Origin of the sequence: Micromonospora terminaliae (genome assembly GCF_009671205.1) — a bacterium.
Classification (GTDB): domain Bacteria; phylum Actinomycetota; class Actinomycetes; order Mycobacteriales; family Micromonosporaceae; genus Micromonospora; species Micromonospora terminaliae.
On the sequence record NZ_CP045309.1, the window covers coordinates 2,122,055 to 2,146,542 of the forward strand.

The following is a 24,488-nucleotide window of genomic DNA, read 5'->3' on the forward strand; positions in this document are numbered from 1 at the left end:
ACGGATTCGGCATGGCCGCCCGCTCCGTAGCTTCGTGATCAGACGCACGTCAGCACCACGAAGGGACTTCGAGATGGCCACCATCGCCAGCACCGTCCGGACCGCCGACGACGCCAAGCTGCTCCGTTTCGCCCTCAAGCAGGACGCGATCGGCTCAGGCGCCAACGGCGTCGTCTACCTCGCCGCCGCGGCGATCTTCGGCCGGCTGTTCGGCCTTCCCGCCGGTCTTCTCTACCCCGTAGGCGCCTTCCTGGTCGCCTTCGCGGCCGCCCTGCTCTTCCTCGCGTCGAGGCCGACGGTGAGCCGACCCGCAGTGGCAGTCGTGATCGCCGTCAACATCGCCTGGGTCGCCGCGAGCGTCGAGCTGCTCGTCGCCGGTTGGTTCCCGTTGACCACCCTCGGCGTGGCGCTGGTGATCGCGCAGGCGGTGGTGGTCGCTGGATTCGTCGCTCTCCAGATCACCGGCCTGCGTCGGACGGCCGTCTGATCCGTGCGGATCCCCGGGTGCCCCTTGCGGGCCGGAGCGGACACCCGGGGATCCAGCTCACCAGCCGATCCGGTCGGCGCACCGTTCAGTGACCTCATGAGACACCTTCGACCCCGGTCGCGTCGGGCGCTTCTTCGCGCGCCGCTCAAGACGTATCCGGAGCTGCCTCGATTCGCGCAGAACCCCCGTGGTGCGGTGACCGGCCATAGCCAGAGTGGGCGAACGGCTGGCGGGCATCAGGGTAGCCGAACAACGTGGAGCCGGACCGCTGGTCGACTGGGCTCCGGGCCTGGCGCCCTGGGCGGCGAGACGTGCCGAGCCGTTGACTCTTGAAGAACTATCCCCGAGATGCGACTCACACCCGCTATGAGCCGTAACGGGCACGGGCGCACACGTCAGCCGAGCGACGAGATCGCGGAACGACGCGAACGACGCGATGCGCGGATCCGCGCCGAGCGCATCGAGTTCGCGATGGCGGAGATAGAGGACAAGCCGCCGACCGACGACATCGAATTCGGACCCGGTCGGGATACGCGTGCTTGGCGGGGAGGATCGCCCGGGCTCGGACGAGGCCGATGACCTGCCCGATGTGGCGCTGGGGGGAGCTCGGAGCAGCCCTGCTTGTGCCGACAATGACGCCCGCACCGGTCAGGCGGGGTTGACCGCAACGACAAGATCTTGCGCTCACGCCAGCTCGGCCGGTTCGTCGGTGGTCGGGTCCACATCGCCGGGGTCGGCGCCGTCGCGTTCGCTGCCGTCCCACTCGAACCGCGCTCCCATCTCTGCGGCGGTGAGGGCGGTTTCGACGGCTGCTTCGGCGGCGCCGAAGGCGTCCTCGCGGCCGGTGGCGGCCACCTCGAGGAGGACGGACAAGGTGAGGCGGACCTGCCAGCGGCGGGGCAGTGCTGGCAGGTTCAGCGCGCTCAGCACCCGGTCTGCAGCGTCGGCGTCGATGTCGTGGGTACTGGCGGCCTCCCGCAGGGATCGCCACACCTCGAGGCGGAAAGTGGGCCAGTGCGTACGTGCCGGCGGCGGGCGGCTGGGCCTGCGGCGGGGTGTGTTGGTGGTGCAGGTGAGCGTGGATCTGGGCGGTGGTGTGGGTGAGCCACCCCAGTGGTGCGGGGTGGTCCGGGTGGAACATGTTCCAGGCGTCGAGCAGGACGGATTCCAGGGTCGGTGGTGACGTCGTCGGCTCGGGTGTGGTCATCGCAGATTGCTCCTCGAGAACGGAGACGGTCCCGCCGCCCTGGCGGGCGGCGGGACCGTCGGCTGGTGTCAGGACTGGCGGCGGATCCGGCTGATCCGACCTCGTGGGTGTCGTAGCGCACGGTCAGTCCTAGCCACGGGTAGCCGGCAGCTGCTGCGGTGCTCGGGCGGGTGATCAGCGGGGTGGGCTGGTCGGTGAGGTGCAGGTGCTCGGCGAAGTCGTCGCCGCCGAGATCCGGGTCGCCGCGGTGGCCGTCCGTGTCGGGGTTCAACCGTGGGCGTAGACGGCCAGGCTGCTGCCGGGCCGGTTCGGATCCTCGAGGTGCGGCAGGCCGCTGGGCATCAGGTAGACGCCGTGGTCGTGGACCCACACCAGCGTGCCGGGGCAGGTGATGCCGTCTTGGTGCTCGGCGAACGAGGACACCTGGACTTCGGTCAGTCGATGCCTTCGACGATACGGAAGTCGCGCTCGACGCCGTCGGAGAGGGCGACCAGCGCCTCCTGGTAGGACGCACTCTCGTGCGCCGCGACGGCCTGCTCGAAGCTGTCGAACTCGACCAGGACGGTGCGCTCGGCGATTCCGGCGTCATGCGCCACGACCCGACCGCCACGGACGAGGGTCCGACCGCCCCCGGCCTTGACGGCCAGACCGGCCAGCTTGTTGTAGGCAGCCAGCTTCTCCGGGTCTGAAATGGTGCGGTAGACGCTGACCCAGTAGCCCTTGGGCATGGAACCTCCAGTGTTGGGATGAGTGCATCTGACTTACGGGTTGGTCTCGGACGAGCGTCGGTGGGCGAGCGCGAGGCTTGTCAGCGTCGTGATCGCCATGGCGCCGATGCCGACCAGCGCTGCGTTGGTGTAGGCGCTGTCGTCGGGGAAGAGGTGGCCGGGGCCGGTGCCCGCAGCGAGGATCAGGCCGCCGATGGCGCTGCCCAGGGAGTACCCGACACTGCGGACGACGTAGTTGAAGCTCATGGCGCTCGACGTCTCGCTCTTGGCGGTGACGGCCAGGATGACGCCGGGCATCGCGGCCGAGAAGCCGCCGACGCCGAAGCCGAGCACGCCCATCGCCGCGAACAGTTCGACCAGGTCCGACCGGGCCGCCGCGAACAGGGCGAACCCGCCGCCGACCACGACGGCGCTGCCGGCCAGGAGCACGGGGTCGGCGATCAGCGTCCGGACCCGCGGCGTGAGCTTGCCGGCGACGAACCCCAGCACCGAGAACGGGATGAGGACCAGCCCGGCGACGAAGGTCGTCAGCCCGAAGCCGTAGCCGGCGCCGTGCGGCGTCTGCGCGTACCGGGTGATGAGCGTGAGCAGGAGGTACATGCCGATCCCGCCGACGAGCATGGCGAGGTTCGCCCCGGCGACCGCCGGGTGCCGCACCGCCCGCACATCGACCAGGGGCGTCGTGCTGCGCAGCTCGATGACGGCCCAGACGCAGAGCAGCACCACCGCGACGACGGCGAGGCCCGCCGCCACGGCGAGGTGCCGGCTCCATAGATTCCGTTCGCCGGCGAGGAACAGCACCAGGAGCAGCGCGACGGCCAGGACGACCGCGCCTGCCAGGTCCACGTGGGCGGAGCGGCCTTCGGGGGCTTCGGGCATGGAGCGCCACGCGGTCAGGAGGGCGGCGGCGGTGACGACCAGGCCGAGGCCGTAGGCGGCCCGTACCCCGCCGAGCTCGGCGAGCAGTGCGGCCAGTGGGTAGCCGACGCCGGCCCCGATGATCGAGACCACCGAGATCAGGGCGATCACGGCCGCGCTGCGCTCCTCGGGGAGGTGGTCCCGGGCCACGCCCATCATCAGCGCCGCCAGCCCGAGCCCGATGCCCTGGGCCGCCCTGCCGGCCAGCAGCCACGCGAACGGCAGCGGCAGCACGGTGAGCGCGCTGCCGGCGACGACCACCGCCAGCGTGGCGAGGATCGTGGCCCGCCGGTGCGGGCCGGCTCCGAGCCGGCCCAGGACCGGCGTGGCGACGGCGCCGCTGAGCAGTGCGACGGTCAGCGTCCACTGCGCGCTGCCGAGCGAGACGTGGAACGAGGTCGCCACGCTGGTGATGAGCGGCGTCCCGAGGCTGGCGACCGCCGCCACGACCAGAGCGATGAACATCAGGGTGGGGACCAGCAGCCGCGCCTCGGACCGCGCCACCGGGAACGCCTTCACCGCGCCCCCGTCGACCGGCTGCCCGGTCGCTGCTTCGGCCCTTCGCGGTCCTGGCTTTCGAGCTGTGCCAGATGCTTCAGCGCCGGAAGGGCCGCCACCAGCGCCTCGACCTCGTCGCCGGTGAGCTCGCCGATCAACCGCTCGAACGCGTGGACGCCCGCCTGGCGCCGCGTCCGGACATAGGAGGCGCCGGCCTCGGTCAGGCACACCAGCGTGACCCGCTTGTCGGACGCGTCGCCCCGCCGCTCGACCAGGCCGGACGCCTCCATCACCCGGACCAGGACGGTCATCGCGGGCTGGGTGACGCCCTCGACCGCGGCCAGATCGGTGATGCGCCGCGGGCCGGTCCGGTCCAGGGTAGCCAGGGTGGCGGCGGACGTCAGGCTCATGTCCCGGGGCAGGCGTCTCGCGGCCCTGGTCGCCAGGCCGTAGAGGGCTGCCCCGATGGCGGCGGACGCGCCAGGAGCGGCGTCTTGACGGCTCATGCTCGAAGCATAGCGCTTTTATATTCATACTTTATGGAAGTGGTCGACTGGCGGGGGCGGCCTCGACCGCTGCCTTGTAGCCGGTGACGACGACTTGGTCGTTGCAGTCCTTGTCGAGGCCGAGGAAGCGCAGGTCGGCCAGGGCGCCGAGGCCGGCGCTTTCACGTGCACGACGATGTGGTCGTGGCGGGCGGCGGTGATGTCGTGGGTGCGCCCGGGCCTCGCGGCGGAGATCCAGATCAGGCGTCAGCGTTCGTCGGTGAGCGCGAGGAAGTGCAGGCCGTGGCGCTTGTGCTTCCCCGAATAGTTCTTGCGGTTGTCCTTGCCGGTGCGGCGGCGGGTGGGGATGAGGGTGCCGTCGATCAGCACGGCCTCCCCGCCGGTCTGGCGACCTTGGCCAGGGCGGTCCAGTCGCGGTGCCCGGGCCGCCAGCAGGGCGACGACCTCGTCGTTTTCGGCCGGGAGGTCGTCGAGGCGGCGAGGACCGCCTTTGCCGAGGCGCCACCGGAGTGCCCCGATCACCTCACAGTGCCGATCAACGTCACGGCGGAAGAAGAAGAGGATGAGCCGAACCGGGCGCTTGTGGCGCTCGAGGACGCGGCCAAAGCTACGGGCACCTGGGTGGCGAACGTAGCCGGCACCGTGACTCGGCCCTTCCGAAGCGTCGACCTCGATGGCGATGGAGTTCCTGACGAGCCCCAAGCGCTGACCGCCGTGAAGGGCGTCGGTGGGGCGATCGCCGGAGTGGCCGGGACCGTCGGCGAGGGGGTCACCTCTCTGTTTAAGCCGAAGAAGCGCGGCAAGCCTGCCTCTGGTGAGCCGCGGCGAGAGATCGAGGCGGCCGAGGCGTCAGACGGCGAGTAGCTGGGTGTGCTATTCCCACCACATGCTTAACGAATCCGTCCGCACTTCATGACGGGTGACCTAGAGGAATGAGGATGATCCTGCGGGGTCGCTGTCAGATCCAGAGGTCTTGGCCGTCGCGACCGGAGGGGTCGAGAGTGAGAAGGTCCTCGTGGAGGCCGTCGAGGTGTCTTCCCGTGGGCTCGCCGGTTGGGGCGATCTCGGCCAGCGCCCAGGACGGGAATTGGCCGGTGGCCTCTTCGTCGGCGGCGAGGTGGTACAGCATGGCGAACACCGTTTCGTAGGCGACGGCTCGGGCCAGCTGCGCTAGATCGCCTTGGCTGGCTCCCGCTTCGCGTCGTGCCAGCTGTCGATCACTTGCGGCCAGAGTGTGCGCAGGAATCGGTAGCGGGCCAGTTGCGGGATGTCCTCCCCGATTTCGGACCGGGCCCATCCCTCAGGGTCACCGCACCCGAGCTGGCTGAACGCGCCGAGCAGCTGACGTGCGCGCTCCCTGGCACCGGTGGGTAGCTGCTGCAACCAGATCTCCTGATCTGCTTCTTGTGCACGTCGATCGCCGCGACCCGCGGATACACGATCTCCACGACGCCTCCAAGTGGAGCCGAGCCGACAAGGCGTCGCCCGCGGAACCCGCGAAAGATCAAGAAACTCAGACACGCGCTCATAGCGGCAGCCGGGGGTACCTACCGGGGCGGGTTCCAGCGTCACTCTTGTAAACGGACTCGTCGTGCCAAGCTCTGTCGACGTCGGCGGGCGACGCATCGAGTTTCACAAACCCGCGGGTGCCCCGCCAGGGGCATCTCCCTCTTGTAAGCGAGGCGTTCGGTCGTCCGATCACGTCGAAATCCGGGCTGCTATTTGCCTGGCTTGGCTGGCTCGGGTGGCGCCCGTCGTGCGCGCCGCCAGTCGGCGACCGCAGCCGCTGCGAGCACCAGTGCGGTGGCGACGAGTCCCGCGAGCGGTCTCGCCAGCATCAACAGCGGGAAGAGAGCGACCAGTGCGACGAGCACGGCGATTCGGGAGGGCGATACTCGGCAGAACACCTCGTATTCCAAGCGGGAGCGACCGACCATGAACAGCGCTGGTCCGCCGAGCACTAGCGCGAGCCAGGGCGGCGGCACCTCCCCGTAGGGGTGGTCGATGGTGAGTTCGGAGCCGATGGAGGTCGCCACGATGCCGGCGAGCATGATCATGTGTGAGTCGGCGGTCGATCGGCCGAACCTGGCCGGCTGCTTGCTCTTGCGCACGGCCTCCGGCAGGATCTGGCCGGCCCGGTAGAAGTAGATTCGCCAGATCAGCACCGTGGTGGCCAGTGCCGCTGCGAACGCGGTCGTGTGGCCGGCGCTGTGGCTGCTGTCGCTGTAGGCGATGCCGGTCGTTAGCACCGACTCGCCGAGGGCGATAAGGAAGAACGACTGGTAGCGGTCGGCCAGATGCTCACCCGAGAGGTCCCATTTCCAGGTGGGAGAGCGGCCCAGGCCTGGTACCGGCCAGCCGTATCGCGCGGCCCCGAACTCGATGGCCAGGGCAAGTGCCCAGAGCACTCCTCGGTCCCACCCTGCTGGCAACAGCGCGCCGGCGATCCAGAAGATGCCGGTGACACTGAACGTGATCAGCATCCGCAGCTTGAGTCCCTGGCGCTCCGAGCCGCGAAGCATGATCGCTAGGATCAGCGGGTGGGACACCTGGGCGATCACATAGGCGGCGGCGAAGGTGAGGCCCCGGTCGCTGAACGCCCCCGGTATCGCCGCCCCCATCACCATGGTGGCCAGCAGCCGCATGATGACCACAAGCTGAATCGCTTCGTGACGGGGGTCGTACCGGCTGGTGGTCCAGGCCGTGACGTGCCAGATGGCCCACAGGGCGAGCAGTAGGATGAGGGTCTTGCCGGCGTCGCTGAGGATCACACCCAATCTGCCGGGATCGGTGAAATCCCCGACCGCCTGAGTGGTGGCCCGGTTGAGCGCGAAGACGAGGACCAGGTCGAAGAAAAGCTCCAGGAACGTCGCTCGGTGCGCCTCGCCACCTTTGGGCAGGAGGTCCTGTAGCTCACGTGTCCTCACGGATGCGCCCCGTCCTGCCGACCGGTCCAGTATGCGCAGCCCCGCCACAGGACGGTGAGCCAACGGTCCGGGCATAGGACCAGCCCGCTCCGGACTAGGAGCTGCGGTTCTGTGGTTCGTGCCTCTCGGCCAGTCGTATCACCCGGCGCGTGGTGTGCAACGAGGTACGGACAAAGAGTTTCGGCTCTGACCGCGCGGTGGTAGGAGGCGTTTGCCAGGCTGCGCGGTCAGGCCAAGCATTTAGCAGGCCGGCAGCGCAACTGGCTTCCTAAACTGTGTGTCGCTCGGCCGCCCTCTCGATGTCGGAGGCAAGGATGCACCCCCTGCGTTCTTGATCAGTCGGTGGTGCGAACTCCTCGGGAGCGCAGGAGCGCGTTGACCCGATCTTGGATTTCCGGATCGGGCATGCGTAGCCGCCAGATGCGGCCCACCAGGACGGCGCTGTTAGGGCCGGGAACGTCCCACGGCCCGCCGTTGGGGTAGACGGCCAGGGCGACCTGGCCGAACCCGGGTCGAGTCAGTTCAGCTTCGCGGATCTCTCCCCAGCGGTAGCGGCGGGTGACCCGGCTGCGGTGTCGGAGCAGCAGACCGGTTTCGTCGGCCAACAGAGCGTCGCCCCGTTGGGACCAGGCCACGACGACCGTGGTGAGCAGCCAACCGACCGGCACGAACGGGGAAGGAGGCATCAGCCAGATGCCGGCAGCGACCAGCGTGGGCTCGACCGGCCAACCGCGGCCGCGAAGGTGCTCGACGAGCCGGGTCACCGTCGTTGCCCGGCCGGCACCGTCGGCGGCCGTCACCACGAACTCGGCCGTGCAGTTGCCGCTGCTGCGACCAGCAGCGCATTCGTCGGCTGAAACCAGGTGCAGCGACGCCGGTAATGGAAGGACCTCGTCGTCGCGGACGGCGACCCGCAGTGAACCAACACCGTCGGTTTGGACCAGGCCAAGCCCGCAGCCGCAGCAAGCCGGTGGACTTCGAGCGCTTTATCTCGGTGGTCCGCCAGATCGACGCGTTCTTCGGCAGCGTGGTCAAGCTTCCCCCTCGGGGATAGTCGGTGAACCGGAGCCGAATGACGACAGGTGCCAACTTCCCCTGCCAGGTCGACAGGTCACAGGGCCTCGTCATCTCGCGGCCGTTGCCGCCCCACGGCCGGGACAAACGCCGGCGGCGCGCGCCGGTCAGGGCTCAGCCAGCCGGACGTATCCGGTGGAGCCCACCGCCTCGATGTCCCAGTGCCGACCGAACGCCCGCACGCCGCTGATCATGATCCGTCCGATCTCCTTGGGGACCTGCGGGTCGACCACCAGCTTGCCGCCTATCGCATCGAGGCCGAGCATGCTGCGGAGGAAGTTCAGCGGCGCGCCTGCCGCCCAGGCCTGCGGGCTGCACGCGGTGGGGTACTGGACCGGCCAGGTCGAGCGCCCTTGTTGATAGCCGGCGATCGCCTCCGGCAGTCGGAAACTGAATGCCTTCGCCGCCTCCAACAGCGCCAGACAGACCCGGTTCGCCTCCTCCCGGTAGCCGTAGCGGGCCATTCCGAGCGCCGCGATGGAGTTGTCGTGCGGCCACACCGTGCCGAGGTGGTATCCGATCGGGTTGTACGCCGTCTCGTCCATCGACAGGGTGCGGATCCCCCAACCGGAGAACATCGAGCGGACATCAACTGCCGCACCACCTGCCCGGCGCGCTCCTGCGGCACGATCCCACTCCACAGCAGGTGCCCCAGGTTGGAGGTGATGGAGTCGATCCGGTTTTTGTCGCCGTCGATCCCGACGGCGTAGTAACCACCCCGCTCCTCGACCCAGAAATCCCGGTTGAACGCGACCCGGAGCCGCTCGGCGTCCGCGCGCAGGCGCCGTGCCAGGTCAGGATCGTCGAATGGACCCTCGGCCAGCTCAGCCAGGCGCAGTTTCGCGTCGTACGTGTAGCCCTGGATCTCACATGTGGCGATCGGCAGGACCGGCAACCGGCCGTCGGAGAACCGGATCCCGTCCCACGAGTCACGCCAGCACTGGTTGCCCAGCCCCTCCGGGGACCGGGTCAGGTACTCGACGTAGCCGTCGCCGTCGCGGTCGCCGTACCGATCGATCCACTCGAGCGCGGCCAGGGCGTTGGGGCGCAGCGACCGGACCAGTTCGTCGTCGCGGGTGAACCGCCAGTACTCGGAGAGCAGGATGAGCCAGAGCTGGGTCGCGTCCGCGGTGCCGTAGTACGGGCTGTAGGGCCTCTGCCCGGTCCGGGTCAACTCGCCGTTGCGCACCTCGTGCAGAATCTTGCCCGGCTCCTCGTCGGTGAAGTCATCGAGCTTGCGGCCCTGCAACCCGGCGAGCGCCACCAGGGCCCCCTTGGCCAGGCGCGGGCCGCCGATGAGCGTCTGGTAGGCCGTGATCAGCCATCGGGCGGCAGGATCGACGGCGCTGTGCCGGAAGACGTCCTCGAAGTCCCCGCGCACCGGCTCCACTACCCCCATGCCCGGCGGGAGGGAGACCTTCAGATCGACCCCCCAGTCACCACCAGGCGGGAGGTCGAGCACCCAGACGAAGTCATCACCGTCCACCCGGTCCGGTACCGGCGACGAATGCACCTCGGTCTGGGCGACGAAGTCGCCGTTCTCGTAGCGGAACAGCAGTCGGCCGCTGTCCGCTCGGTGCCGTCGGGCGATGGCCTCGGCGCGTTCCCGCACACCGGACTTGATCTCCAAGAGGTCGGCGAAGTCACTGCCAACACCCAGCCGCAGCTCGACACGGACGGGTTTGGTCGCTGAATAATGCAGTTCGATCCGTTCATGCAGGCCCTCTCCGAGGTAGCGGCGTCGGCGGACGGTAAGGGCGTCCGCCGGCAGGTCCGGCAGTTCAGGATTGGCCAGGTAGAACTCCGCCGAATAGTGGTCGACCGTCCCGGAGCGGAGAACCAGCAGCGGCGCTCCGTTCACGGTGAGCATCCACCGGTTCAGCAGCCGGGTGTCGAGATGAACGAGGCCACCGATCGACCCCGCCGGGATGTCACCAGTGGGGTCGGAGTACATGAAGGTGGCACCGCTGAGCACAGCGATCGAACCCGGGTCGAGTTCGGGCGGAAGATCCCGCTGCCGCACGCCGTTCCGCTTCGCCCCGGCCAGGTGAGGCATCGGATGGGCAGGCGTCGGACGCTGGTCGGCCATGCATTAACCGTAGGAACACCCGTCGTGGCCGGTCACCACCCGCTCCGGGTGATTCCGCAACTGCTCAGAAGTCGACAAACGCCGCACTCCAAGCAGGGTGACCGTTCGGCAGCCGACAGCGACGGCGGCGGGTATACAGACTCCCACGGTCACGGTGCAGCCGGCTGGCGCTCCTCCGTCCCGGCCGGGGCGGCTCACGGCGTTCCTTCGACCTGGGCGCGTCGCCAGGCGGAGGAGGCGAGCAGTCGTAGGCCGTTGAGGCCGACGATGACGAGGAGATCCGCTAGGAGCAGCTATGGCCTGCGAGGCCCTGCAGCCCTCATAGGCTGCGCGGCGCGCGTTTGCCAAGGGCACGAGGGGCAGAGCGCTGCGGATTGGGCCGAAGGGCGGGTCGTTGATGTTCAGCGACCCGCCCCTCAGTCTTTCACTTAGAAGATGAGGTCGAACGCTGACCAGTTGGACCCGATGATGGTGTAGCCGGGTTTGAACCGTCCAGTGCCATTGCCTTGGTAGAGGTAGATATCGCTCGTGGGACTGTAGCGGCCGATGACATCGTTGTTGCCGTCCATGTTGAAGTCACCGACCGACAGGATTTGGTTGAAGTTACTCCAGTTGAAGCCAATGATCGTGTAGCCAGACAGGATGCGTCCGCTACCGCTGCCTCGGTAAAGGTAAAGATCCTTCGTGGTGTTGATGCGGCCGATGATGTCTGGGTGGCCATCCCCATCGAAGTCACCGGGCGAAAAAATCTTGTCGAAGGCGGCGAAACTGGAACTGATGACGGTGTAGCCGCTCTGGACACGCCCGTCGCCCGTGCCTTGGTAGAGGTAGAGCTCCTTGGTGGTGCTGATGCGGGCGATGATGTCGGCGTCTCCGTCGCCGTCGAAGTCTCCCGGGGAAAAGATCGTGTCAAAGGCGGCCATGCTTGAGGTGATGACGGTGTATCCGGATTGGAAGTTGCCTCTACCAGTGCCTCTGTAGAGGTAAAGCTCCTTGGTGGGGGTGTAGCGCGCGATGACGTCCGTCGTGCCGTCGCCGTCGAAGTCGCCGGGGGAGAAGATGATGTCAAATCCTGACCAGGCTGAGCCGATGGTGGTGTAGCCCGGGTTGAACAGAGCGCCGTTGCCCTTGTAGAGGAAAATGTTCTTGTTCGGACTGTAGCGGGTCATCACGTCGGGGTAGCCGTCGCTGTTGAAGTCGCGTTTGGGGCCGGCGGGGACGGGCTGGGCCGGGCTGACGTTGCTCTTCCAGGCTAGGGTTTCGCTGATCTGGCCGTTGAGGTATCCGGTGTAGCTGCTGGTCCCAGTTTTGTGCGCGCCGATGCGGAGTGGGCCGGTGGCGTCCCACCCGGTGCCGTGGACGGCGGTGGCGACGTTGACGTCGTTGACGTACAGGCCGAGTCGTCCAGATGAGCTCTGGTAGGAGATGGTGAGGCGGGTCCAGACGCCGATCTGGACGCTGTTGGCCGCGGCAGCGGCGGTGTCCCAGGTGGCGTTGGTGGCGTCGGTGCGGGGCATGCCGAATCGCCAGCTGGAGTCGGTGGCCTCAGCCCAGAGCCTGAATCCGGCGGTGGTGGCGCCGTCCTGCGAGATGACGGTGCCGCCGGTGGCAGCGGGTTTGACCCAGACGTTGATGGTGAAGTCGGCGTTGGTGGTGACGGCCGGGCCGGCCGTGGTGAGCGTGCTGTTGGTGCCGTCGAGGCTGATGTCGGGGCTGAACACGTCGCCGCTGTTCCACGAAGTGTTGCCTGCGCCGGTCGCGGACAGGGTGTTGACATCGTCCGTGGCGACGCCGTCGCCGGTGACTGGTCCTCCCTCGGCGTTGTTGAACGCCCAGGCGTGATCCGCGGCGATCAGCGCTCGGTCGGTCGAGGCGGTGATAACCCCGGCGCCGGTGGTGAGGCCGGTGACGAGCCACGGCGTCACCTTGGTGCTCGCGTCGAGGGTCCAGATGTCGCCGGTGCCGTTGCCGTCGATGTCGCCGCCCTGGAAGGTCAGGGACTTGCCGGTGTTCCAGCTGGTACTCAGCAGGTGCTGGCTGTAGTGGAGGGTGTAGGAGCCGTCGTTGTCGTAGGTGAGGTTGTTCCACAGGTACAAGGTGCCGCTGCTGGCCTGCCAGAGGAACAGGGCGGTGCCGGTGGTGGTTTGGGCGGTGGTGATGGTCCAGGTGTTCCAGTCGTACCCGCCGGAGGGGGTGGCTTGGGCGGCGAGGGTGTCGACCTGCCCGTAGCCGCCGATGCCGTTGAAGTTGGGGTAGTAGTTGAGGTAGTAGCCGGTGCTGTCGCCGGCGATGCCGATCAGGTCGGGGTAGGCGAGGCCGTTACTGTGTCCGGCGTTGGCGAGCTGCAGCGGGTTGAGGCCTTGGTTGTCGACGAACGTGCCGGAGTTGATGCCGGCGTATGTCCCGTCGCCGGCCTGGATGGTCGAGCCGTCCCCGTTGCCTCGCAGGATGACCGCTTCCCCTGTGTGGGTTCCCGTGGGGTAGTAGGCGAGGACGTCTTGCAGACCCTCGCCGGCGAACCGTCCAGTGAGAATTTGGGCGCCGTTGAAGTCGGTCGGGCGTCCGGTCAGGAAGACACCGTTGCCCTTGGCGCCGAGGTTGGTCGCGACGCGGTTGACCCCGGCCACTCCGCTGCCAGCGCCGAGCCACAGGCCGGGCGGGAGCCCGTCCTTTGCGCCGGCGGTGACCAGGTCGGCGTTGGCGTCGCCGGTGAAGTCACCGTCGGCGGCAAGGTCGGCCGGCACGGAGTTGAACGTGACGACGGCGTTGTCACCGATGTTGCCGCCGGGGGACAGGCTCGTGACGGTCAGGGAGTTGGTGAAACGGGTTGGGGTGATGTTGATCGTGAGGCTGCCGTTGGTCGCGGGCAGGGTGCTGGGCGGGCCTGCGTTGAGCTGGTACAGGTAGCTGCTGGGTGTCGTCCCGGTGGTCGGCGGGGAGATGGTGATGGGGAAGGACTTGCCGATCTGGGTGCTGCCCTCGGCGGGGGTGGGCAGATCGGGCGCGCCGGTGCGAGTCGGGTCGAACTTGAAACTGCAGGTGACCGACCAGTCGCTGGGCTTGTTGAAGTCCGTGGCTTGGACGCGCCAGGAGAACTGGGTGATCGTCCCGGCCGCCGCAGCTCGCAGCGTGTCCACACCGACTTTCCGCACGGCGGTGGAGCCGGAATGGTAGGTGAGAAGGTTAGGGTCGGAGGAGGCCAGGATGGTCCCCGGCGTGCTGGTTTTCCACAGCTCGAAGCGGACGCCGAGTACCCCGCCGTCGGGGTCCGAGACGGGCGCGTACAAGGTCACGTTGCCGTCGCCGATGGTGACGAGAGAAGTGCAGGAGGTGGCGGGGGAGGTGGTCAGGCCGGACGGCTTGTTCGGCTTGTGGTTGTAGGTGATCGACAAGGTGGGGCTGGTCTCCAGGAATTCCTTCCAGCCGAAGGTGTCGCCTTCGTCGGCGGCGAGCAGCGCAAAGGTCTGGACCTTCTTACCGGCCGACACGTTGGCCTGGATGGTGCTCTTCACGTCGAAGGCGACACCATCAGCGGGGCAAGAGGAGTTGTACCCGTGGGCCACAGTCTGGTAGGCGACCACGGAGCCGAGACTCTGCCCGCTCCAGTAGCTCCAGGTGGCGTTCGATGACTTCAATGTCCCGGTGGGGGCATATACGTTGACCCGCCTCGCGTCGCACGACCACGCGTACGTCTCGGTGATCTTCAGCGTGGCAGTGTTGATATCGGCCCCGGCCAGCACTGAGGTGGAGATCGGGAAGTTGATGAACGTGCGGGACAGGATCGACCCTCCGTTGCCGACCTGCATGCGGCCGTACGGGTCGGGCGTGTCGTTCCAGTAGTTCGTCGACGCGTACTGCTTCGCCACGGTCGCCCACCCATCGTTGTCCGAGCCCGAGGAGGACCAGGTGAACGTGGGATCGATGAACACCGGATAGACGGTCTTGGGCCCGGCCAGCAGCGCCTTGTCGGGTGTCAGCCGGATCTTGCCTCGGTCGACGGTGGTGCGAATCCGCGCGGTACGCGCGGCAGGTGCGGGACCCGCACTCGTGGATGCGGCGTGGGCGCCACCGCGCCGTCTGGCAATGGTCGTCTCGGTGGTCGACGACTGAGCGGCAGTGGTGGAGTCCCACATCAGCGGTGCCGGGGCCGTGAGGACAACCTGGCTGGTCCGATCGGTTCCGGTGATGTTACCGGCGCTGTCGCTGGCGAGCGTGATGCCGGTCGTCTTGGTCTCCATCGCCAGGGTGCTGAGCGCCGGGTTGGCCGCCGCCTCCGCGGTGTGGACGACGAAGACCTCGGAGAACGAGCCGTGGGCATCTACGGTGACCTGCAGGTCCACGTCGGGCAGCACGTTCGCATAGGTTGCCGTGGGGCCGGACACCGTCGGCTCGGGCAGCCGCATCGGCGCCGTCAGCGCCATCGACATTCCGGAGTCGCCGATGGTCGCCAGCGGGCCGCTACCTCCTCCGGACAACCGCACCTGGGCGTAGCCGACCGCCGAGGACCAGGTGCCGTCGTCGTTGCGCACCAGCGTCGCATCGAGCGCCTTCCATGTGTTGCCAACACGCTTACGCTGCGGTAGAGCCGCGCGGGTGACCGTGACCGTCCCGTCCGGGTTCCCGATCACGGTATCTCTCGCAGAGGCGGCACCGGTGGCCTCGACCGGCTTTCCAGTTTCGCGGGCCTGCGCCACGGCCTGGTCGACTGTCAGATTGGTCGGGGCCGCGGGCTGCGGTGGGGCCGGGATGGGTGGCGCAGCGGCCGCCGGTGGCGCCACCGCCACACCTAGCAGTAGGCCGGCTGTGGCCAGCACGGAGATGCCGCGTCTGCGCGTGGCGCGGCCCGGAGTCGTACTCATTCAGTTAACCGCCTTCGTTCCCCGTTGGGGTTGCTGTGTCTATCGGAGGCCGACCCTAGGCGTCGGCACGGCGGCGGGGGAACCGGTTGATCGAGGCGAAATGCCTAGGTCTTGATGATCGATGTCCCTTTGCTCAGGCCAGGAAACCTGATCGTTATCCATCCGTGATCTTGGGGGTTGATGGGAAGTTGACCTTGCGTGCGACAGTCCCTGCGGACTTCTGAGCATGGATGTCCGGCGATTGCCCTTGATCAAGTGAGGTGGCGATGACTGTGCCGAGTCTTCAGCGTGGGCAGGCACGGAAACGGTTGCGCAGGGCACTTGCCCTGGGCGTCACGATGACCTGCGTCATCGTCGGAACGTGGGTACCCGCCTACGCCGCACCGCAGCAGCCGGCCAAGCCGCCGAAGCCGTACCCGGGACGCGCGGTGTCGGGGGTCAAGCCCGTACCGTCGCACTTCGTCACGCCGCCGAACGCCGCCAAGAGCAATCACAAGCCCACCGCGACCCGGTGGCCGGCCGCCGCCAAGGCCTCGGTGACGCTGCCCACCTCCAGCGACGCGGCAACGGCGACTGCACGCGCCAAGGGCACTCCGGTGTGGCTGCGCCCGACCGCCACGGGCGGCCGCTACGCCGGCCCGCCGAAGGCGGACGTGCGCGTGCTGGACCAGGCGACGGCGCAGCGGGCGGGAATCGTCGGACTGCTCGTGGCGGTGTATCCGCAGGGGCAGGGAACCGGGCATGCCCGCGTCGGCGTGGACTACGCCGGCTTCGCCGAAGCGTACGGCGGCAACTACGGCTCCCGGCTGCGGCTGGTGCAGCTACCGGAATGCGCCCTGACGACACCAGAGGTGTCTGCCTGCCGCACCGCCACGCTGGTGAAATCCACGAACGACGCGGCTGCACGGACGGTGTCGGCGGAGATCACCCTCGCGGGCGGGACCTCCAGTGACCGCGCTGCATCCGCATCCGCGCCGACGGTGCTGGCGGCGGTCGCGACATCGGACACCACTGCCAGCGGTGCCGGCACCTACGCGGCCAGCGACCTCAAGCCGTCCGGCTCGTGGAGCGGCGGCGGCAGCTCCGGGGCGTTCACCTACAGCTACCCCCTCACCGTTCCTCCGGCCGCCACCGGCCTGACCCCGACGCTGACTCTGTCGTACGACTCGAGCAGCGTCGATGGGCAGACTGCCTCGACGCAGGCCCAAGCCTCCTGGGCAGGTGACGGCTGGTCCACGGCGCAGTCGTACGTTGAGCAGTCGTTCATCTCGTGCGCCGACGACCCCGAGGGCACAGCGTCGCCGAAGAAAACCAGCGACCTGTGCTACGACGGGCCGATCCTGACCCTGTCGCTCAACGGCTCCACCTCCGCCCTAGTGTGGGACGCAGGCAAGCAGGTGTGGAAGCCGACGTCGGACAACGGTGAGGTCATCACGCACGTGATGAACTCCAACAACGGGTCCGGCACCCGCGACACCGACTACTGGCGCCTGACCGCGCGCGACGGCACCGTCTACGAGTTCGGCCGCAACCAGCTCCCGGGATGGACGTCCGGCAAGCCGACCACGAAGTCGGTTGACACCGTGCCGGTCTACTCGCCGCACTCGTCGGGGCCGTGCTACAACTCCGCTGGCTTCGACTCGTCGGTGTGCACCATGGCGCGCCGGTGGAACCTTGACTACGTCAAGGACGTGCACGGCACCGCGATGGCCTACTACTACAAGCAGGCCACCAACTATTACGGCCGTAACCAGGGCGCCACGATGGCCTCCTACGTCCGCGACAGCTACCTCGACCGCATCGACTACGGATTCACCGACGGCAACGCCTACGGCCCAGTCCCGAACCAGGTGGTATTCGGCACCGGCGACCGGTGCCTGTCCGGCACCTGCCAGCCGCTGAACGCGGCGAACAAGGCGAACTGGCCCGACGTGCCCTACGACCTGGTCTGCGACTCCGGAGCCACCTGCACCTCGCAGAGCCCGTCGTTCTTCTCCACCGTCAGGCTCACCTCAATCACGACCCAGCAGTCCAACACAGGCAGCGCCCCGTACACGCCCGTCGACCTCTGGGCCCTGACCCACACGATGCCGACAACCGAGGACGGCACCTCACCCACCCTGTGGCTGGACTCGATTACCCGCACCGGATACGACACCCCCCCGGGCGGGACGACAGTGTCGAAGACATTGCCTTCGGTGTCGTTCGGCAGCATCAAGCTGCAGAACCGTGTCGCCACCGTCGACGGATTCCCGGTGTTCAACCGGCACCGACTCGAAACGATCACCACCGAGACCGGCTCGGTGATCACCGTCTCCTACGAGCGGCCCGATCCCTGCACCGCGCCGGTCACCGTCGACCCGGCAACCAACACCACCTCCTGCTACCCGATCCGGTGGACCCCGGACGGCCTCACCGCGCCGATCCTCGACTGGTTCAACAAGTACGCCGTCACCCGAGTCAGCGCCACCGACCCTACCGGTGGATCCGGCGGCACCTTCACCAGCTACGCCTACCTCGGCGGTGCCGCGTGGCACTACGACGACAACGAGCTCGTCAAGGCCAAGCACCGCACCTACGGACAGTTCCGCGGGTACCGCACGGTGCAGACCTTCACCGGCGACGGCGACTTCGACCGGCGCACCAAGTCGACCGCGGCCTACTACCGAGGCATGTCCCGCAACAACGGCGGCGCGGTCGTCAACCTCACCGACTCCACCGGCGGCACCCACGAGGACCTCAACGAACTCGCCGGACAGCCGCTCGAGACGACGCAGCACAAGGGCGAGGGCGGACCGGTCGACAACTCCACCATCACCGCCTACTGGGTGTCCGCGCCCACCGCCACCCGTGCCCGTACCGGCCTGCCGGACCTGACCGCGAACTGGGTGGCCCCCGCGCTCGTGCAGAACCGGCAGGCGGTCACCTCAGGAGGCTCCACCACCTGGCGGGTCAACCAGACCGACACCAGCTATGACGCGACCGTCTCCTCACCCACCCTCGGGCTGGCCAAGGCCACCTACAGCCACGCCGTCCCGGCCGACCCGGCGTACGACTCCTGCACCACCACCAACTACGCGCCCGTCAACGCCAGCAAGAACCTGGTCGGCCTGGTCAGCGAAACCGAGACGGTTTCCGTGGCGTGCGCCGGCTACACCCCCGGCAGCCCCGCCTCCGAGCCGGGCAGCCTCAACACCCTGACCACCCCGACGACGGTCTCGCGGCCGGCGCAGGTGGTGGGGCGCACCCGCACCTTCTACGACGACGCCACCTGGTCGACCACGTTCCCCCAGGCTGCCCCGCCCAGCAAGGGCGATGTGACCATGACGCGCAAAGCCGCCGACTACACAAGCGGCGCCTACACGTGGCAGACCATGAGCCGGGCCAGCTACGACAGCTACGGCCGCGCGAGGGACACCTACGACGGTAACGGCAACAAGACCACCACGACCTACACCGACAACGCCGTCGGACTGACCACCGCGACGACCGTCGCCAACGCCCTCGGCCACACCCAGTCGACCACGATCGACCCGCAACGCGGCCTGCCCCTGGCCGCGACTGACCCCAACGGCGTCGTCACCACCCAGCAGTACGACCCGTTGGGACGCGCCACCGCCGTCTGGCTCAACAACCGTGCCACCAGCGCGCCGGCGAACTACAAGTTCACGTACGCCGTCTCTAAGACTGGAATCACCGCCACTACCACTGAGTGGGCCAACGACTTCAACGGTTACATCAAGTCGACCATCATTTACGACGCGCAGCTGCGGCCACGGCAGACGCAGACGGACACGCCGCAGGGCGGCCGGCTGGTCACCGACACCTTCTACGACAGCCGCGGCTGGATCGATGCCACCTACAACGGCTGGTGGGACTCGGCAACGACTCCGAACACCACCTTGGCCACGGCAACGAAGCTGCCGTCATCGGTACCGAGCCAGACGTTCACCACCTACGACGGCCTCGGCCGGCCCGTCGTCGTTGAGCAGGCCAAGGATGGTCTGACCGTCTCCAAAACCACCACCGTCTACAACGGCGACCGCACCACCGTCATCCCGCCTGCCGGGGGCACCGTCTCCACAACCATCACCGACCCAATCGGCCGCACCAGTCAACTCCTCCAATACTCGAGCCGACCGACGCTGAACACACCCGCCGACACATTCACCGGCACGTTCACCACCACCGGCGGGACAACCATCGCATCGACCTACCACTACGACGAACACGGCAACCAGGACGCCGTCGCCGACGCAGACGGCAACACCTGGACCTCGCAGTACAACTTGCTCGGCCAGGTCACGAGCAAGACGGACCCGGATGCCGGCAAGACGACTGGCATGACCTACGACGGCAGTGGCAACCTCACCCAGTCCACCGACTCCCGCGGCAAGACCGTGTCGTCCACCTACGACGCACTCAACCGGAAGATTGCTAGCTACGCCGCCGCCACGACCGCCCAGTCGCCAAGTAACCAACTCACCGCTCTGGTATACGACAACTCCAACAACGCCGTGCTGAACATGACCAACCCGAAGGGACATCTCACCACCTCCACCGCCTACTGGAACAACCAGCCCTACAAGACGCAGGTGAAGGGCTTCAACGTATTCGGCAAGCCGACGGGTGAGACGATCAGCATCCCGACGGTTGAGGGCCCCCTCGGCGGCGACTACATCTTCAACTACGTCTACACGCCCAACAACGGGCTGCCGCTCAAGACCTCCTACCCCCTCAAGGGCGGCCTCCCGGCCGAAACCACGCTGTACGGCTACGACGCCTTCGACCAGGTCGATCACTTCGGCGGCCTCAACGGCTACCTCCAAGGCGTCACCCAAGACGCCTATGGCCGCATCAACCAGCAAACCATCGGCTCCTCCCCCAACCAGGCCTTCATCACCAACACCTACGACGAGCACACCGGGCGCCTCAAGCAGCAGCTGGTGACCCGCACACCCACCACACCCGACAATGTCGACCAGCAGAACTACGACTACGACCTCGCGGGCAACGTCATCCACCACACCAGCACCCGCCTAGGTGGCGCGTCGTCCGAAACCCAGTGCTACACCTACGACCAGCTCCGGCGCCTCACCGAAGCGTGGACCGCTACGGACGACTGCACCACCACGCCCACCATCGCCAACCACGCCATGGTCGGCAACACCATCGGAGGCAACAGCGCCTACTGGACCAGCTGGACCTTCGACAACCTCGGCAATCGGACCGGACAAACCCAGCACAACCTCACCGGACCGACCGACACCACCACCACCTACACCTACAACGGCAACGGCGCCGGACAGCCCCACACCCTGACCAGCACCACCGGATCCATCACCGGCGCCACCAGCTACCGCTACGACACCGCCGGCAACATGACCACCCGCAACGCCGGCAACGGAAACCAAACCCTTACCTGGAACGACGCCGGCCAACTCACCTCCGTCGCCCGGACCGCCGGCACCAGCAACTCCCTCTACGATGCCGCAGGAAACCTCCTGCTCCAGAAGGACCCCGGCACCACCACCCTCTACCTCCCCACCGGACAACAGCACACCCTTAACAGCACCACCCAAACCGTCACCGGCGTCCGCTACTACCCACTCCCGGGCGGCGGCACCGCCATCCGCACCGGCGCCGGCACCAACTACACCTTTGTCATCAGTAACCCGCAAGGCACCCCCACCCTCTACCTCAACAACACCGCCCAAACGCCCACCTGGCGGCAATACACCCCCTACGGCGACCCACGCGGGGCCGTCGCCAGCTATCCCGACAACCACGGCTTCCTCAACAAGCCCCTTAACGCCAGCACCGGGCTCACCCGACTTGGTGCCCGCGAATACGACCCGACCACCGGAAAATTCATTAGCATCGATCCGGTTATGAATATTGCTGACCCTCAGCAGTGGAACGCCTACAGCTACGCCAACAATTCGCCCGTCACCCTGAGTGACCCGAGCGGTCTAAGTCCCGAAGACGCTCAGTGGGGTGGCGGGAAACCCTCGCACCAGTCCGAGCTCAACACTCAGCACCGGTACGGCGGGTCCGGATGCGGAGCGGAATGCAAGGCCGACCAGAGCGAGGGCAACAAGCGGTACGCCTGCAAGGGCGTCAGCATCAACAACTGTCACGCCTTCACCGACAGCGAACGGAAGGCCATCGAGCGCGCGGACGACATGCTCAAGAAATGGGGCGACGAGCCGAAGACCTGCTTCGGCGGAGAACCCTTCTGCGGGAGGTACACCAGTGGGAACGCCGGCGCAAGGAAGGACCAAATCGGCCCACACGAGCGTGCCTGGTGCCGGATGGTAGGCGCGGTAACCTGTAAGATCGCACAGCGGGCTTTTCATCTGGCAGAGAACGAACTCGCGGTGCGGCCGAAGGGTGTCAGCGGCGAAGACCCGAGGTGGAACGCCAAACACCACGGTCTTTGGATGGCCATTATGGTGGCCAACGGGGTGCCGGAGGACGACGCCCGACTGTTCGGGGTGGCTCACGAAGTTGATCACTGGGAGAAGAAGCGCGGTGTGATTGAGATGCGCCGCGACCTCCGGAACAACGACGTCGGAATCGAAATCGGGCGCGACTCAGTGCACATAACCAAGCAGGACGTGGTGAATGCCTGGGCCTCCAATGGCGGATACAGCTCGGGTGATAGAATCCTGAACGAAGGGCTCGACAGCAGCAGGACGGACCAGGCGATCGAGGGGGTACAAAGAGCCCTTTCGACGAACTGTGCGGGAATCTGCTTCTCTTAAAGAACTTCGGTGGATAAAGGAGACTCGGCGGCCGTGACGAATGGCGGAGTCAAGCGCTTCGCGCATTGCTGCGCGTTCGTCGCGGCCGCTGTCATGGTGCTGCTGACTGCGTGCGCGCCGGAGGAGGCTTCCCAACCCCGTCGTCTGGGAGTGACCGATGCGGCGCACGTGGACGACATTGCTTGGAGTGCTGATCGCCGTCTGTTTGCTCTCTACTCGACAGGATCTAAAGACCAGCCCGATCTGGCTCAATTCACTGATGATGGGGTTTTGAGCCCGATCGAGCTGGATGCCAACGGGTTCTGCCCTCAGGCGGACTTTTTCGATCTGGCACCCCTTCCAAACGGGGCCCTCGGCGCGGTAGTCACGTGTGACGAGGCCGGAGAGAGGTTCGCGGTCCGAATCGAAGGCCGAAAGCTTGTCCGGCTTGCGTCTCTGGGTGCGCCGAATCGCCTCATCAAATGGAATCATGACATGCGGACAGGCTGGCTGGAGTTGCTGACAGGCGACTGTATGAGCCTGGGCCTGTTCCAGAACGGGGAGGCGATGGCCTTTCCGTCCTACAAGCCGACTGATGTTCTTGCCTGGGATTTGCGAGCGGCCTCGTTGGAGAATGCGAACTGCCAGAAGCCAGGACGTGCTGGTTTCGCGGATGTCGACGCCGAAGGGAAGCTTTACCTCCTAGCGTCGAACCGGGCCATGGGCTTGTCTGAGAAACCTGACGTGCCATGGCAACCGCTCGTCTTCGATCAGTATTCGAAGCAGTTGCGGAAGTTTGGGCCCGAGTTCACGGAACCCTACGATCTGGCCGTGGTGCCTAACAGCGACTCGGTGGTGGTTAGCGGGGTGCAGGACGGACGCAGGGGCGTTTGGCAGGTGTTTGCTGAGAGTGGGAAGGTCGCGCTCCTTGCCTCCGGCGATTTCCGTGCTGTGTGCGCTGCTCCCGATGGAAGTCAGATAGCGATCGTGCGGTCCACGGGTAGTAAGGATGAAGTCCTGGAGATAGGCACCGTGAAAGGGAAGTAGCACGGTCCGATCGGTCCTTTAGCCGGCAGCGTTTGCCATGCCACCCCGCCGCCTGGTCGCACCAGCGGCCGCGCTCGCATCGTTCGATACAGCGACCCGACGTCAGCCGCAGGGCCCCCGGCCGCGACCACTTACCGGCTCACGCAAAGGTCTCATGATCGGCGGAGGAGTCATTTGGCCGTGCCAACCAGCCGCCGTGCGCCTGGTCAGAGAGTGGAAGCGGGTTGGCAGCAGCCGGGTGCAGCGAACGGCATTGAACAGCGCCCACGGCGCCGAATGGCACTTAACGGCCCCCACCACGGCCTGCGTGTTCTCGTTTCGCAGGTCATCCCTCAAGGGGCGGGGCCGGTCAAGGGCGGCGGGCATCGAAGGTGGTGAGCAAGCGGCGGGCCGGCCGGTACGAGCCCGGCCGGCGCGGCTGGTCGAAGTTCCGCACCCGCATCGTCACGGAGGCCATCGTCGGCGGGGTCACCGGCAGCATCCACAGCCCGGAAACGGTGCTGCTCGGCCGCCTGGACCGGCGGGGACGACTGCGCTACACCGGCCGCTCCCACCCGCTCACCACCGGCCAGGCCACAGAGCTGGCGGCGCTGCTCACACCACCGCTCCTTGCACGCCCCGGCACGATCGCCCACCCGTGGCCGCAGCCACTGCCCGCATCCTGGTCGGGGCCGATTGGACCGGACCGAGCCCTTGCCGTACGCGCAGGTGGATCCAGTCGTGGTGGCCGAGATCGACGCCGACGTCGCCTTCGAGCACCAACGGTGGCGCCACCGGCTCCGCCATGCGCGAGCCCGGCCGGACACGTCGGTCTACGACGTGCCGCTACTCCTCGGCGAGGGCGAAGACCCCTTCGGGATACCGGCCGGCTGACAGGCGTGAACCGGCGGCCCTAGCCACCCAGTTGCCGCGTTGCCGCGGCCGGGCCGTTCAGCCACCTCGTAGCGATGCCCCCATGCGGCCCGCCCGGCCGGGAGGACCGCCCTCACCGCGACCCCGACGGCGCTCATGCGGCGGCTTGCCCTCGTCACTGGATCTGACCGTTCCGGCTCACCTCCAAGGCAGATAGGCAGGGCGTCCGCGGGTAAGAAGCCATGAGGCGCGGCCCTACTACCGCAGTCACTAGAGCAATGAAAGGTGGCAGGTCATGACATCGGTCGGCCAACGGATCAAGGGGTTCCTGAACAGCCCACAAGGGCGCAAGATGATCGACCGCGGGCGACGCGAGGCGGCCAAGCCGAGCATGCAGGCGAAGCTACGGCAATTCGCAGAGCGGATGACGGGCGGACCGTCTGGCCGCCGCTGACGGCGCGAGCGGTCGCCGTTAGGGCTTCGCGTGATCGGGGTGTCGAGCAGGCGGCCCCGGGCCACGACCGTGAGGGCGGCTGCGGCACCGGCGGCC

At 67.4% G+C, this 24,488-nt stretch carries 18 protein-coding genes and 1 pseudogene; 7 read left to right on the plus strand and 12 right to left on the minus strand.

Annotation, left to right across the window (positions count from 1 at the left end; genetic code table 11):
• The first annotated feature begins 73 nt into the window (after positions 1 to 73).
• Positions 74 to 487: a hypothetical protein gene (locus tag GCE86_RS09325; protein WP_154226570.1), complete on the plus strand. Its 414-nt coding sequence runs from the start codon at positions 74 to 76 to the stop codon at positions 485 to 487.
• Between the two features lie 684 nt (positions 488 to 1,171).
• On the opposite strand, the gene GCE86_RS09330 is transcribed toward GCE86_RS09325, so the two are convergent.
• From GCE86_RS09330 to GCE86_RS09350, 5 genes are all read right to left on the minus strand, one after another.
• Positions 1,172 to 1,417: a hypothetical protein gene (locus tag GCE86_RS09330; RefSeq protein WP_154226571.1), complete on the minus strand. Its 246-nt coding sequence runs from the start codon at positions 1,415 to 1,417 to the stop codon at positions 1,172 to 1,174.
• Positions 1,418 to 1,961: 544 nt separating this feature from the next.
• Positions 1,962 to 2,117 carry a hypothetical protein gene (locus tag GCE86_RS09335; protein ID WP_154226572.1) on the minus strand — a complete coding sequence of 52 codons (156 nt, stop codon included), beginning with the start codon at positions 2,115 to 2,117 and terminating at the stop codon, positions 1,962 to 1,964.
• An 11-nt stretch (positions 2,118 to 2,128) separates the two neighbouring features.
• A complete protein-coding gene (locus GCE86_RS09340; protein WP_154226573.1) occupies positions 2,129 to 2,422 on the minus strand; it encodes a DUF1330 domain-containing protein in 294 nt (97 codons plus the stop codon).
• Positions 2,423 to 2,455: 33 nt separating this feature from the next.
• A complete protein-coding gene (locus tag GCE86_RS09345; RefSeq protein WP_204342169.1) occupies positions 2,456 to 3,844 on the minus strand; it encodes an MFS transporter in 1,389 nt (462 codons plus the stop codon).
• 11 nt (positions 3,845 to 3,855) lie between these two features.
• The gene (locus GCE86_RS09350) at positions 3,856 to 4,344 is read right to left on the minus strand and encodes a MarR family winged helix-turn-helix transcriptional regulator (RefSeq protein WP_239542671.1); all 489 of its coding nucleotides are present in this window, start codon (positions 4,342 to 4,344) and stop codon (positions 3,856 to 3,858) included.
• Between the two features lie 165 nt (positions 4,345 to 4,509).
• Between GCE86_RS09350 and GCE86_RS31590 the strand changes: the two genes are divergently transcribed.
• Positions 4,510 to 5,208 (plus strand): hypothetical protein, encoded by a 699-nt coding sequence (locus tag GCE86_RS31590; protein WP_167537036.1) that lies wholly within the window; start codon positions 4,510 to 4,512, stop codon positions 5,206 to 5,208.
• Between the two features lie 94 nt (positions 5,209 to 5,302).
• Here the strand turns inward: GCE86_RS31590 and GCE86_RS31820 are convergent, their stop codons facing one another.
• The 4 genes from GCE86_RS31820 to GCE86_RS09375 all read right to left on the minus strand — a co-directional run bounded on the left by GCE86_RS31820 (position 5,303) and on the right by GCE86_RS09375 (position 8,071).
• Entirely contained in the window at positions 5,303 to 5,473 is a 171-nt protein-coding gene (locus tag GCE86_RS31820) for a hypothetical protein (RefSeq protein ID WP_204342167.1), read from the minus strand.
• A 41-nt stretch (positions 5,474 to 5,514) separates the two neighbouring features.
• Positions 5,515 to 5,727: a hypothetical protein gene (locus GCE86_RS31825; RefSeq protein ID WP_204342166.1), complete on the minus strand. Its 213-nt coding sequence runs from the start codon at positions 5,725 to 5,727 to the stop codon at positions 5,515 to 5,517.
• A gap of 335 nt (positions 5,728 to 6,062) precedes the next feature.
• On the minus strand, positions 6,063 to 7,271 hold the full coding sequence (locus GCE86_RS09370) for a low temperature requirement protein A (protein WP_244317243.1): 1,209 nt from the start codon (positions 7,269 to 7,271) through the stop codon (positions 6,063 to 6,065).
• A gap of 335 nt (positions 7,272 to 7,606) precedes the next feature.
• A complete protein-coding gene (locus GCE86_RS09375; protein WP_154226577.1) occupies positions 7,607 to 8,071 on the minus strand; it encodes a hypothetical protein in 465 nt (154 codons plus the stop codon).
• Positions 8,072 to 8,232: 161 nt separating this feature from the next.
• Here GCE86_RS09375 and GCE86_RS32490 point away from each other — a divergent pair.
• A pseudogene (locus tag GCE86_RS32490) lies at positions 8,233 to 8,325 on the plus strand (response regulator); the annotation flags it as partial.
• Positions 8,326 to 8,452: 127 nt separating this feature from the next.
• On the opposite strand, the gene GCE86_RS09385 reads toward GCE86_RS32490, so the two are convergent.
• The 3 genes from GCE86_RS09385 to GCE86_RS09395 form a co-directional block, all read right to left on the minus strand.
• The gene (locus GCE86_RS09385) at positions 8,453 to 8,611 is read right to left on the minus strand and encodes a hypothetical protein (RefSeq protein WP_154226578.1); all 159 of its coding nucleotides are present in this window, start codon (positions 8,609 to 8,611) and stop codon (positions 8,453 to 8,455) included.
• Between the two features lie 14 nt (positions 8,612 to 8,625).
• The gene (locus GCE86_RS09390) at positions 8,626 to 10,434 is read right to left on the minus strand and encodes an amylo-alpha-1,6-glucosidase (protein ID WP_154226579.1); all 1,809 of its coding nucleotides are present in this window, start codon (positions 10,432 to 10,434) and stop codon (positions 8,626 to 8,628) included.
• A 428-nt stretch (positions 10,435 to 10,862) separates the two neighbouring features.
• A complete protein-coding gene (locus tag GCE86_RS09395; protein WP_154226580.1) occupies positions 10,863 to 15,128 on the minus strand; it encodes an FG-GAP-like repeat-containing protein in 4,266 nt (1,421 codons plus the stop codon).
• Between the two features lie 503 nt (positions 15,129 to 15,631).
• Here GCE86_RS09395 and GCE86_RS09400 point away from each other — a divergent pair.
• From GCE86_RS09400 to GCE86_RS31595, 4 genes are all read left to right on the plus strand, one after another.
• Complete coding sequence (locus GCE86_RS09400; protein ID WP_239542669.1) at positions 15,632 to 22,060, plus strand: RHS repeat domain-containing protein; 6,429 nt, start codon at positions 15,632 to 15,634, stop codon at positions 22,058 to 22,060.
• Between the two features lie 33 nt (positions 22,061 to 22,093).
• Positions 22,094 to 23,086, plus strand: coding sequence for a TolB-like translocation protein (locus GCE86_RS09405; RefSeq protein WP_167537037.1), 993 nt, complete (start codon positions 22,094 to 22,096; stop codon positions 23,084 to 23,086).
• A gap of 720 nt (positions 23,087 to 23,806) precedes the next feature.
• Positions 23,807 to 23,959, plus strand: coding sequence for a hypothetical protein (locus tag GCE86_RS31995; RefSeq protein ID WP_239542667.1), 153 nt, complete (start codon positions 23,807 to 23,809; stop codon positions 23,957 to 23,959).
• 274 nt (positions 23,960 to 24,233) lie between these two features.
• Positions 24,234 to 24,392, plus strand: coding sequence for a hypothetical protein (locus tag GCE86_RS31595; RefSeq protein ID WP_167537038.1), 159 nt, complete (start codon positions 24,234 to 24,236; stop codon positions 24,390 to 24,392).
• Positions 24,393 to 24,488 lie beyond the last annotated feature (96 nt).

Bases quoted from the DNA above. Each gene is read 5' to 3' on its own strand.
- GCE86_RS31595 (WP_167537038.1), top strand. From the start codon at position 24,234: ATGACATCGGTCGGCCAACGGATCAAGGGGTTCCTGAACAGCCCACAA.
- GCE86_RS09385 (WP_154226578.1), bottom strand. From the start codon at position 8,611: ATGCTCGGCCTCGATGCGATAGGCGGCAAGCTGGTGGTCGACCCGCAG.
- GCE86_RS09340 (WP_154226573.1), bottom strand. From the start codon at position 2,422: ATGCCCAAGGGCTACTGGGTCAGCGTCTACCGCACCATTTCAGACCCG.
- GCE86_RS09350 (WP_239542671.1), bottom strand. From the start codon at position 4,344: ATGAGCCGTCAAGACGCCGCTCCTGGCGCGTCCGCCGCCATCGGGGCA.
- GCE86_RS09400 (WP_239542669.1), top strand. From the start codon at position 15,632: ATGACCTGCGTCATCGTCGGAACGTGGGTACCCGCCTACGCCGCACCG.
- GCE86_RS09325 (WP_154226570.1), top strand. From the start codon at position 74: ATGGCCACCATCGCCAGCACCGTCCGGACCGCCGACGACGCCAAGCTG.
- GCE86_RS31820 (WP_204342167.1), bottom strand. From the start codon at position 5,473: ATGCTGTACCACCTCGCCGCCGACGAAGAGGCCACCGGCCAATTCCCG.
- GCE86_RS09390 (WP_154226579.1), bottom strand. From the start codon at position 10,434: ATGGCCGACCAGCGTCCGACGCCTGCCCATCCGATGCCTCACCTGGCC.